Annotated in this window: 4 protein-coding genes and 1 tRNA gene; 4 read left to right on the top strand and 1 reads right to left on the bottom strand. The window is 39.8% G+C overall.

Features of this window, described 5'->3' with window-relative positions:
- Positions 1-171: 171 nt before the first annotated feature.
- Entirely contained in the window at positions 172-990 is an 819-nt protein-coding gene (locus PSH54_RS03650; RefSeq protein WP_273605510.1) for a mechanosensitive ion channel family protein, read from the bottom strand.
- A gap of 263 nt (positions 991-1,253) precedes the next feature.
- Between PSH54_RS03650 and PSH54_RS03645 the strand changes: the two genes are divergently transcribed.
- The 4 genes from PSH54_RS03645 to PSH54_RS03630 all read left to right on the top strand — a co-directional run bounded on the left by PSH54_RS03645 (position 1,254) and on the right by PSH54_RS03630 (position 12,193).
- Positions 1,254-1,329, top strand: a tRNA-His gene (locus tag PSH54_RS03645).
- Between the two features lie 285 nt (positions 1,330-1,614).
- Positions 1,615-2,895, top strand: a complete 1,281-nt coding sequence (locus PSH54_RS03640) for a hypothetical protein (protein ID WP_273605509.1) — start codon at positions 1,615-1,617, stop codon at positions 2,893-2,895.
- A gap of 11 nt (positions 2,896-2,906) precedes the next feature.
- The gene (locus tag PSH54_RS03635; RefSeq protein WP_273605508.1) at positions 2,907-4,037 is read left to right on the top strand and encodes a FecR family protein; all 1,131 of its coding nucleotides are present in this window, start codon (positions 2,907-2,909) and stop codon (positions 4,035-4,037) included.
- 86 nt (positions 4,038-4,123) lie between these two features.
- On the top strand, positions 4,124-12,193 hold the full coding sequence (locus PSH54_RS03630; protein ID WP_273605507.1) for an Ig-like domain-containing protein: 8,070 nt from the start codon (positions 4,124-4,126) through the stop codon (positions 12,191-12,193).

The following is a 12,193-nucleotide window of genomic DNA, read 5'->3' as shown; positions in this document are numbered from 1 at the left end:
CCTAAAAATTATACTAATTCGCTTAATTAAGTAATCTATTTTGAGGCTGGAAAAACGTGTTGATAGCCAGGCAAAAAATTCGCTATTTAGTTGTTCTAAATAAGAATTTTTTAACGCAGCTAGCAACACGTTTAACCCCGCAAAATGATTAAGTATTATTGCGGATTTGTATTAGTCTTGCTTGTGTAAATGTACATCCATTTGTGGAAATGGGATTGTAATGTCTGCATCATCTAATGCAATTTTAATGTTCTCTAATAATGCCCAGTACGTTGGCCAGTAATCACCAGAGTTTACCCAAGGACGCACAATAAAGTTTACGCTTGAGTCTGCAAGTTCAGAAACTGCAACAGTGTATTCTGGATCTTTAAGTAAACGAGACTCTGCGTCAAGTACTGACTGTAACACTTCTTTTGTTTTACGTAAGTCAGCATCGTAACCTACACCAATTACTAAATCGATACGGCGAGTAGACTCGCGCGAGAAGTTAGTAATAGCACCAGACATAATTTGTGAATTTGGTACGATAATTACTTTGTTATCTGGGGTGCGAAGCTCTGTAGAGAATATTTCAATTTTTTTAACTGTGCCCATTTTACCGCCAGCTTCAACAAACTCACCTGATTTAAATGGACGAAGTAATATAATAAGTACGCCAGATGCAAAGTTAGACAGCGAACCTTGCAGCGCTAAACCAACAGCTAGGCCAGCCGCACCTAAAATAGCAATAAACGAGGTTGTTTCTATACCGATTTGCGAAAGCGCCATTAAAATAGTGGCAGCAAATACGATGGCATAAACTATACTCGATACAAATGAGCCTACAGCTTTATCAACTTTCTTTTTATCGAATGTTTTTTCTGTTAAGCCTGCACAAAATTTGGCAATACGGCTACCAAGTAAAAAGATAACAAGCGCAATAACTGCTTGAATACCGTAGTGTAAAATTAGGCCTGAGTTTTCGTTTAGCCAAGTAAGTATTGAATCCATAGTAACTCCAAATAGTTTTTATTAAGCAATTTCCCGCAAATGAGTATACATTAATTTACATTTTATTCTCATTAAATAGTAAAATATCACTACAAAATAATTTTTATTATTAGCGCTAATACGCTACACACTCTTTATGAACCTTTACTGATAGTGGGCAATTTTATGAAATATTTATTTTTTTTGATTTTTTTTAATTTTAGGCTTCACAACATTTATAATATTATGTATTATGCGCGCCACACCAAACGAGGTGTGTAGTGGCGGTTGTAGCTCAGTTGGTAGAGCCCCGGATTGTGATTCCGGTTGTCGCGGGTTCAAGCCCCGTCAATCGCCCCATTTCTTCCCCCTTATTTTTAGTCATTTGCTAGTTCCCTATTTTTTAATACCTCAAAATTAATTTGCTCCTTTTTTATTACCTCTTAATTTTATATATTTTGAAAACAATTGTTAACATCTTTACAATAATACTCCCTCATACTTTACATATAGACAAAAAGTGCTAACTTATTAACGTTTAATAGCATTTAGTATTAGCAGCCTGCTATCACTTTCTTACGGGATACCCACACAAGCATGACTAAACACGCCTTTTTTATAATATTTTTTGGATGCTTTTTTTTAATGAACTTTAACGCTAAGGCTCAAAGTGATACGTCGTTTGTAAAGCTACTTGGTGAACTGCAATATTTAATTTCGCAAAAGCAATTTGATGAAGCATACAAAAGCAGTCAAAAACACTATAAATATTTGGGCGAACCTGATTTTGACTACTTGCTTGGGGTTTCAGCACTAAATTCTGGTCTTTCTGCTCCGGCGGTATTTGCTTTTGAGCGAGTAATAGAAGCAAAACCACAGTGGTATGAGGCACGTTTATATTTAGTAAAATCTTATATTGCAGCCAATAATTTACCTGCAGCTAACGCTCAAGCAACTTTATTAATTAATACTGATACTTCACCAGAGGGTGTAAAAAAAGCGGCTCGTTCTTTATTAGCAACATCACAGCACAAGCAGCGCTTAACAGAGCGTACATATGATCAGAGCATTGAACTTGCATATGGTGTAGATGGTAACGTTAATGCAGGCACCTCTGAGGATACAATTTTAATCCCTAATTTGGGTGAGTTTTTACTATCACCAGAAAGTAAAAGCACCGACGATAATTATATAAAGCTAAATTATAAAGGGCGGTACTTTCACCCCATTGATCAGCGAAGCTCTTTTGTTTTAGGTGTAAATACCGATTGGTACAAATTTAATGAGCTATCTGAATATGACCGTATTAGTACCAATATATCAGGTCGATACCAACAAAAGTTAAATGATAACACCCTGTGGTATTTGCAAGCTGGTATTACGCCTTTACTGTTAGATGGCGAGCTATACAGAACCGAGACATCATTAACAAGTGGAGCTAGTTACCAGTTTGATAAACAGTTAAGTGTATTTGGAGCGCTATCAATTGGCCTTATGAATAATACATTTGACGAGAAACTAGATAACTCCTTTTACACTCTTAATATAGGTGCAAGTTATCTGTCTCAAAAATGGTACCAAAGCGTTAGCGCAAACTTTAAAAATGAAAGCGCTAACATTGACGAAGGTGAGTTTAATGCAAGAAGCATTAGCGGAATTTATTACCAAATAAATGCATTACTTAGCCAGCAATGGCAAGTCTCTGCACAAACAGGGTATCAATGGATTGAATATCAGGATGAGCACCCGCTATTTCTTCAAGAGCGAAGCGATAACCTATTGATACTTTCTAGCTCGTTACGCTATTTAGTTAATAAAAGTTTAGCGTTGCAATTAGCATTGAACTTCCAAGACAAAACCAGTGATATTTCTTTGTTCGAATACGATCGCTTTGATACCAATATAAGCGCAAGTTACTCATTCTAATTAAGGTACTTATGAAACATTTGATTCCGGTATTAACCACCTTACTTTGTGTGAGTTTTTATTCTCAAGCGAGCACAACTGTTGCAGGAAAAACTATTTTAGCCCGAGGCGCTGTACTTGCTACAGATGCCAAATCCGCCCAACAACGAACACTTAAACGACGCGACACGGTATATGGCGTTGATAAAATAACGACTGGCGAAAAAAGCAAAGCGCAATTTTCAATGTCTGATGGCGGCTTAATTGCATTAAAAGAAAACTCTGAGCTAAATATTGCTAACTATGAATTTAATACAACGACTCAGCAAGGCTCTGCCTCTATTGAGCTAATAAAGGGCGGGCTGCGCTCTATTTCGGGTGTTATTAAAAAAAATGGTGGCGCATACAGTGTTAAAACACCGGTTGGATCAATTGGTATTCGCGGTACCCATTTTGAACTACAGCTTATAGATGGTGATATGTATGTAGCTGTTTGGGATGGCGCAATAGATTTAACACTAGAAGATCAAAGCGTTGTATCCCTTGGTAGTAATGAGCCCTTTTCTTTTGCACAGGTTACTTCATTAGGGCGCGTGATTAAAACAACTCAGCCACCTGCTGTTTTTACCCAAACCATAGCGACTATTAGTGATGACACAAGTGCTGAGCAACCAACAGAGCAGCAATCAATAGTACAAAACAATACTTCAGAAAAAACGACAGATGCCGATATATCAATAACTGATGTTTATGCTCAGCAGCAATTTCAGGCGGTAAATGATGCAACCTTAATTGACCAAATCGCGCAGCGCCAAGGTGTTTTTAATTACCAAGCAACCAGCTTTGATGTGTCGTCGAGCCTAGGAGAAATCAGTGATTTTTCTATGTCTATGTCGGTAGATTTTGATAACGGCACAGTTCCCGATGGTGAAATTAGCTTTAATGATGCTGGCGGCAACTGGTACGCAGCTTACAGCGGCTTAATTGATTTAACCAAACTAGATTTAGCCGTTACATTTGCTTCTCATAACAATAATAAAGCAACAGGCCAAATTGATGCTGTGTTTTTAAATGACATAGATACCATCACGGGTGATTTTAGCCTTACTGAAATTAATAACCCTGCTGTAAATGCCGGTGGCGACTTTAGATTAGAGCCTTAAGTAACCTACACTGTGGGTAATAATTTTCTTAACTAGTATTCAGGTTAAGTAACTTGAATATAAAGCTTTTTATTGGAGTATGTAGAATGACAGCAAAGAACCTTTTTTTGCTCGGTTCAATGGTTTTTTTGCTTAGTGCATGTGGAGGCTCCGATGAGACAGCTCAACAAGACTCAGAACAGCTACCTGTAGAACAAGTTACACCCACCCCTTCTGCTACACCGATAAACCTTACAGGTATAACGGGTAACTCTGTTGTTACTAAAACACAGGTGTCAGGTGCTGTGGCCTCTAGCAGAGGGGTTGTAGGCACAACGGTAGCAAACTCTCAGGCTACAATAACTCTTTCGCAAACTAATGAAGTTATACAAGGCAATATCACTTTTTTACTTAGCGTATCTGATCCTGATGGCATTAGCGCAGTAAATTTAGTACTGCCGAGTGTAAATAAAAGCCTAGCACTTTGCACACAAGCATGTGGAACAGATTTTGAGCAGTCGGTTATAGGGTTGAGCCCTTACTTTTATGGCGTTGATCCTGGTGATCTACGTTTAGAGATATGGATTACCGATAGCCTTAATAACCAGGTACTTGCAGACGCAGTGACGGCTAATTGGCAACCCTACCAAATAGAAGGCACAACTGCACAGCGAGACGGACAAACGATTAATTTAGCGTGGCAAGAAAACGAAAACTTAAACCGCTACAATATTTATCTAGCAACCGAAGCTGGCATTACCACCAGCAATATAAATACGCTAGAAAATGGCCAGCAGTTTTTAAGCGTATCAGGCTCTAGCTTTAATATAGACAACCTATTAGCTGATAAAAGCTATCAAGTTTTAATAACTGGTGTAGATGGCAGTGGTGAAAGTGGCTTTGCAGAATTAATTAACGTAGCACCGCAAGGAGGAGAGCTAAACTTTGCACCAAAAGCGGTAAACGATCAATTTTTAGTTAATGAAGATCAAGCCTTACAAGGCAACGTTTTAACTAACGACACTGATGAGTACCAAGGGGAGCTATATATAAGCACAACCCCTTTAGTTACCCCTCAGCATGGCAGTATTTCACTCAGCGGAAGCGGTGATTTTACTTATACGCCACGAGCTAACTTTAACGGCATTGATGCATTTAGTTACCAAGTAATTAATGAACTTGGGATGACAGATACCGGTATTGTAGAAATAACGATTAATGCTGTAAACGATGCCCCCATAGCCCTTAATAACACATACAATATAAGTGCTGACGGAACGTTATTAGTTGGCACCCCCGGCTTATTAAATAACGACAGCGATATAGACCAAGATCTGCTTACTCTAGATACAACGCCTGTTAGCCTACCTATTAAAGGTACTCTCACACTTGTTGCTGATGGTAGCTTTGAATATGTAGGTAGTGCAAATATGCAAGGCACTGATAGTTTTCAGTACCGTATTTTTGATGCTCAAGGTGCTGAGGCTATTGCAAGTGTTACAATTAATGCACTAGATCAAAATAGCCCGCCTACTGCTGCAAACGATAGCTATAGTGTAGATGAAGATACCACACTTGTAGTTGATGCAAGCCAGGGTTTACTTGCTAACGACACAGACCCTAATAATGATACTTTCATCATTGATGATACTTATCTTATTTCACCTGCCCATGGGCAATTGCAATTAGCTACCGATGGTAGTTTTTCATATATTCCTGATGCTAACTACTACGGTATCGATGAATTTCAATACCAAGTAATCGACACTTTTGGTGCCACGGCCACTGCCACGGCAACACTCACAATAAATAGCACGCCTGATACCCCTAATGCTCAAAATGATGAATACCAATTTCAGTATAATCAAACACTGGTTATTTCAGCTGAAAATGGCTTACTTAAAAACGATGTAAACATAGAGCCAGGTAATCTCATCGTTAACACCACTCCCGTAGTTAATGTACAAAGCGGTACTTTGGCACTTAACGTTGATGGGTCATTTTCCTATCAACCCGATTCAGATGCATTAGATGTTGATAGTTTTACTTATTCAGTTTCAAATGAACAAGGGCTAACATCCACAGCACAAGTTGTATTAAGTAAAACAGGGTCTAACTCCCCTGCTGAAGCTAATGATGATGAATATACGTTATTAGAAGACAGCCCTGCTACTTTGTTAAACGTATTAGAAAACGATACCGATGCCAACGGCGATACACTTACCCTTACTAATGTTACAAATACAATCGGCAGCGCACGCATTGTAAACAATAGAATTGAGTATACACCTGAGCCCAATTACTTTGGTGAAGTAACCCTAAACTATAAGATTTCTGATGGCATTGCAGATGGCACGCCAGCTCAAAGTAGCGCAATGGCCACCCTCATTATTATACCGGTTAACGATGCCCCCATTGCGGTGGCTGATAGCGCCGCAATGCAAGAAGATGCATCGCCAATTTTAGTTGATGTGCTTGCCAACGACACTGATATAGACAGTGATAATTTAACTATAACAAGTGTTGGCACCGAATTTGGCTCAGCCAGCATTGTTGATAATAAAATTCAGTATAGCTCTGCACCTAACACTCATGGCGTGGCAATTGTATCGTACAGTGTATCCGATAATAACGGCGCAGAAGCAACTGCTAATTTACAAGTAACCATTTCGCCAGTTAATGATGCACCCATAGCAAATGCCGATAGCATTACCATTACAGAAGACGCTACTGCTACCTTAATAAATGTATTAAGTAACGACACAGACATAGATGGTGATACCTTAACTCTTAGCTCTGCTAGCAGTGATATTGGCAGTGTCTCAATTGTAAATTCTCAAATTCAATACACTCCCACAGAAAACGATAATGGCACTGCAACAGTCAGCTATACAATAACCGATGGTACGCAAAGTGCTTCGGGGATACTTACAGTAACAATCACCTCTGTTAATGATACGCCGGTAGCAAACCCTGATACCGCAACCATTTTAGAAGATGCTGCGCCAACGAGTATTAACGTAATAGCTAACGACACCGATGTAGACAACGACCCCCTTGCTATTAGCACAGCAAGTGCAAGCACCGGCTCAGTATCGGTGTCTGGCAGTAACCTAGTTTACACACCTGAGGCAAACTTTAACGGCCAAGCCATTGTAAATTATACACTTACTGACGGCACGACTACCGCCGCAGGTGTGCTTACGGTAACAGTAACAGCAATTAACGATGCACCTGTTGCTAATCCCGACTCAGCGACTATTTTAGAAGATGCTGCAGCAACAAATATTAACGTACTTGGCAATGATACCGATGAAGAAAACGACGTTCTTTCTATTAGTGCGCTAACGACCACATCAGGTGCAGTTACAAGTACAGGTAATGATGTAATCTTCACGTCTGAGGCCAACTTTAATGGCCAAGTAACGGTAAATTATACCCTAAGTGATGGTACTGATACGGCTATGGGCGTACTAACAATAACAGTAACGCCCGTTAACGATGCCCCAATTGCAAACCCTGATTCTGCCACTATTTTAGAAGATGCCGTAACAACAAACATTAATGTATTAAGTAACGACACAGACCCTGAAAATGACTCGCTCACGATAAGCGATGCAAGTACCAGTACTGGTAGCGTTTCGGTAGCCGGTAGCAACCTTGCTTATACTCCAGAAGCCGACTTCAACGGCCAAGCAGTTATAAATTACACCCTAAGTGATGGTACTGATACAGCCTCTGGGGTACTTAATATTACGGTTACACCGGTAAACGATGCGCCAGTTGCCAACCCTGATACAGCCACAATAAATGAAGACAGCTCTACTACTGTAAATGTAGTGGCTAATGATACTGACACTGAAGGCGACTCACTCACTATTACCACGGTTTCTGCTGACTCAGGAAGCGCAACCATTGTGGCTAATCAAATACAATATACACCGCAAGCTGATTATAACGGCACTGCAGTTGTTACCTATACAATTAGTGATGGCGAGGCGGCTACATCAGCTACACTTAATATCACAATCAATTCAGTGAACGATGCGCCGGTAGCAAACCCTGATACAACCACTATTTTAGAAGATGCCACAGCAACAAATATTAATGTGTTGGGCAACGACACTGATGTAGAAAACGATACACTCTCAATTAGTGCTGTAACTGCCACATCGGGCACGGTGACAAGCTCTGCAAGTGATGTAATTTATACCCCAGATGCAAACTTTAATGGTCAAGCCACTATAAATTACACCCTAACTGATGGCACTGATACAGCCAATGGCGTGTTAACTATTACGGTTACCCCAGTGAACGATGCGCCAATTGCAAACCCTGATACAGCTACTATTTTAGAAGATGCCGCAGCAACAAATATTAATGTGTTGGGCAACGACACTGATGTAGAAAACGATACACTTTCTATTAGTGCTGTAACTGCCACATCGGGCACAGTGACAAGCTCTACAAGTGATGTAATTTATACTCCAGAGGCAAACTTTAGCGGTCAAGTTACTATAAATTACACCCTAACTGATGGCACAGATACAGCCAATGGCGTGTTAACTATTACGGTTACCCCAGTGAACGATGCGCCAGTTGCCAACCCAGATACTGCCACTATTTTAGAAGATGCCTCAGCAACAAATATTAATGTGTTGGGCAACGACACCGATGAAGAAAACGATACACTTTCTATTAGTGCTGTAACTGCCACATCGGGCACAGTGACAAGCTCTGCAGGTGATGTAATTTATACCCCAGATGCAAACTTTAGCGGTCAGGCTAGTGTAACTTACACCCTAAGTGATGGCACCGATACAGCCAATGGCGTGTTAACTATTACGGTTACCCCAGTGAACGATGCACCAGTTGCCAATCCGGATACTGCCACTATTTTAGAAGATGCAGCAGCAACAAATATAAATGTGCTGAACAACGATACAGATATAGAAAACGATACTCTTTCTATTACTTCTGTAAATGCTGATGTTGGCGCCATTTCTAGCTCTGGTGCTAACGTTGTTTACACGCCAGAAGTTAACTTTAATGGCCAAGTAATCGTAAATTATATCCTAAGCGATGGTACAGACACTGCTGCGGGAACATTAACCATTAATGTAACCCCTGTAAATGATGCGCCTGTAGCGCAACCTGATACAGCAACTATCAATGAAGATGCTCCCGAAACAACCATTGACGTTATAAGCAACGACACCGATGCAGATGCAACCGATACCCTAGCTATAACAGCCGTTACAGCAGATATTGGTACAGCGAGCGTTGAAAATAATGAAATTAAATATACCCCCGCCTTAAACAACGAAAGCACAGCAACACTCACCTACACGTTAAGTGATGGTACTGATGAGGTGCAAGGTAATTTAACCATTACAATTGTAGCAATTAACGATGCTCCAACGGCAGTAAACCAAACTTTTGCTATTGGTGAAAATGCCGCTGATGGAGAAACAATTGGTACTGTAACAGCGTCTGATATTGAAAATAATACCCTCACATTTAGCCTAAGCGGTGGCGAAACCTCATTATTTAATATTGATAGCAATAGCGGGTTGTTAACCGTAAATGGCAACAGTGCCTTTAATTTTGAAACAGCTACACAGCACACAGTTAATATAGATATTACCGATAACGGCTCTCCAAATGAAACCACTACAATAACCATTAATGTGAATATTACGGATGAAGAAGACCCATTAATTCCTGTAGAAGATGATGCATTTGGACGAGCGATTAGCGAACAGTTAGATCTTTCGAGCGTTTTTTCAAACGGTGAATTTAAAGATAGCATTGAGCTTAACACTAACCTTTATTTTGTAGGTTACAATAACAACACAGATACAGATATTGTTGTTGTTTCTTATACCAATACGGGCGATTTAAACACTGCATTTAATAGCAGCGGCTTTAAAACGATAGATTTTGGTGAAGATGAAACAGGCACAGCTATTATCTCTGGTAATGGCGAGTTATTTATAGGTTATTCAAGCTTTAATGGCTCAGAAACTGAAGCATGTTTATTAAAAATGAGTGCTGCAGGCGTTATAAGTACTAACTCTGGCGACGCTAACAGCGGTACTAAATGTACAACACTGGCTAATGAATCTGTAATAAACGACCTTGAGTTCACCGACAATAAAATACAAGGCGTTGGCTACTCGGTAAATGGTTCAGACAAAGACAGTTTATTCCTTAAATTTGATGTATCGACCCTCGCTTATGAATCAGGCAGCCCAGGTATAGTAGATGTAAGTGGCCGAAACCTGGATGATGAATCGCACGCTATTAAAAACTTTGGTAACTCTAATTTACTTGTAGTGGGAAGCAGCATAGGTGAAGAAGGTGATTTAGATGCAACCATCAGATACCTTATTCCTGATGGCAACAATAACGGAAGTTTTAACTCTGGCGATGCGCTTATATTAGATTTATCGGACGAAGAAGGTGACGATGAGCTACTTGCAGTTGGTGGAGTAGACGCAGCTAACTTTAATGCCTTTTTAGGGGGGTATATTACTCGCTCTTCAGGTGAGAAAGAGGCTGTAATGATCTCAATTGATAACAATGGCAATATTGATGAGAATATAGGGGATGAAGGAATCGCCGTATACAATATTGATGAAAACTCGGGTTCTGCTAATGGCGGCGCACAAATAACGGGTGTGCAATACGCCCCTATGAGTAATCAACTAATCCTCTCAGGTACTACTGGTGTGGAAGCCTCTGATGATACTCAAAACGAGCAACTATTTTCGGCGCGAGTATCTATATCTGATGGCGCGCTTGACACTAGCTACGGCAATGCAGGCATAAACATCATCTCTAACGTTATCAGTCATCAATCTGCTAATGCATCAACTATTGATGAAAATGACACTCTGTGGCTATCAGGCAGATTTAACGATTCATCTAATGAGCCTTTTGTAACGTCAATAACGAGTGATGCAAATTTAAACACCGACTTTGCAATAAATGGCTATACAAGTATAAATGACTTAAGTGTTAGCTCAGACGACTTATCGATGAATGTATTGCAGCTACAAAACGGCGTGCAAGCTAATAAGTTTTTAAGTGCCTCTATTGCACAACTTAATACTAATAATAAGCTAGTGCTCACTCGCTATACCAGTGCAGGCATTATTGATACCAGCTTTAGCCTTGATGGTAGTAAAGCCTTAAATATTAATGTTGCGTTTAAAACCATTACTTTAAAAGAGCTTAGCGATGGCAGCATCATTATTGCGGGTACACTCATAAACGGTTTAAACGAAGAAGGCTTTATAGCAAAAGTAGACCAGGACGGTTACCTAGATGAAAGTTTTGCCAGCGAAGGTATTTATACCACTGTAGATATATTAAATATCAATATTAACTTTGCAGATGTTGCAGTAGATAGCAGCGGCTATATTGTTGCTGTAGGATCTTCGACTAATGCTTTAAGCGTAACAAGAGCGTTTGCAACGATGTTAAAAAGCGATGGTAAATTAGAAAATAGCTTTGCTACAAGCGGTGCTTATTACGGCAGCGTAAATGAATTTTTTGAAACACTCTATATTGATGCAAATAAAGATATATATATTGCAGGCAAGCAAGTATCTGGCAGTGACTCGCAATTAATAATGTTGAAGATAGACGATGATGCTAACGCGCTATTTAGCTATACAGATAGCCGCTCTTCGACAGATATTAGTAATAGAGCAGCAAAAATACTCGCCGATAGTGCGGAAAATCTCTATTTAGTTGCTAATGAAGGCACTACGCCAAACCAAGCGGTGATCATCAAGTTACAACCAGATGGAACTGAAGATACAAGCTTTGCCACTAGTGGTGTGGGGCAATATCAATTAGCATCAAGTTCTGATACTAAAGTTACCGATGCGGCGATTGATACTGCAGGTAATATAATTTTATCAGGCATGAGTGATTCTAAAGGGGTGATTGCCCGCATATTAGCTAATGGCACTATCGACACCTTATTTGGAGAAAATACGCTTGGTTATTATCAGGCTAATCAATGCGATGGCACACATCAGTTTACATCAATGCTTTTACAAACAGATACCCAAGTGGTACTTAGCAGTACATGCTTTGATAATGCCTCTAATAATGTCAGTCTATCTAAGTTTAACTTTTACCCTGATGGAGTTAAGCCCTAA

The organism is Pseudoalteromonas sp. Angola-30, from assembly GCF_028599215.1.
GTDB lineage: Bacteria > Pseudomonadota > Gammaproteobacteria > Enterobacterales > Alteromonadaceae > Pseudoalteromonas > Pseudoalteromonas atlantica.
Note: the sequence above shows the minus strand (reverse complement) of the source record. Positions and strands in the feature narration are given on the sequence as shown.

Coding starts and splice junctions, on each gene's coding strand:
- PSH54_RS03640 (WP_273605509.1), top strand. CDS start 1,615: ATGAACTTTAACGCTAAGGCTCAAAGTGATACGTCGTTTGTAAAGCTA.
- PSH54_RS03630 (WP_273605507.1), top strand. CDS start 4,124: ATGACAGCAAAGAACCTTTTTTTGCTCGGTTCAATGGTTTTTTTGCTT.
- PSH54_RS03635 (WP_273605508.1), top strand. CDS start 2,907: ATGAAACATTTGATTCCGGTATTAACCACCTTACTTTGTGTGAGTTTT.
- PSH54_RS03650 (WP_273605510.1), bottom strand. CDS start 990: ATGGATTCAATACTTACTTGGCTAAACGAAAACTCAGGCCTAATTTTA.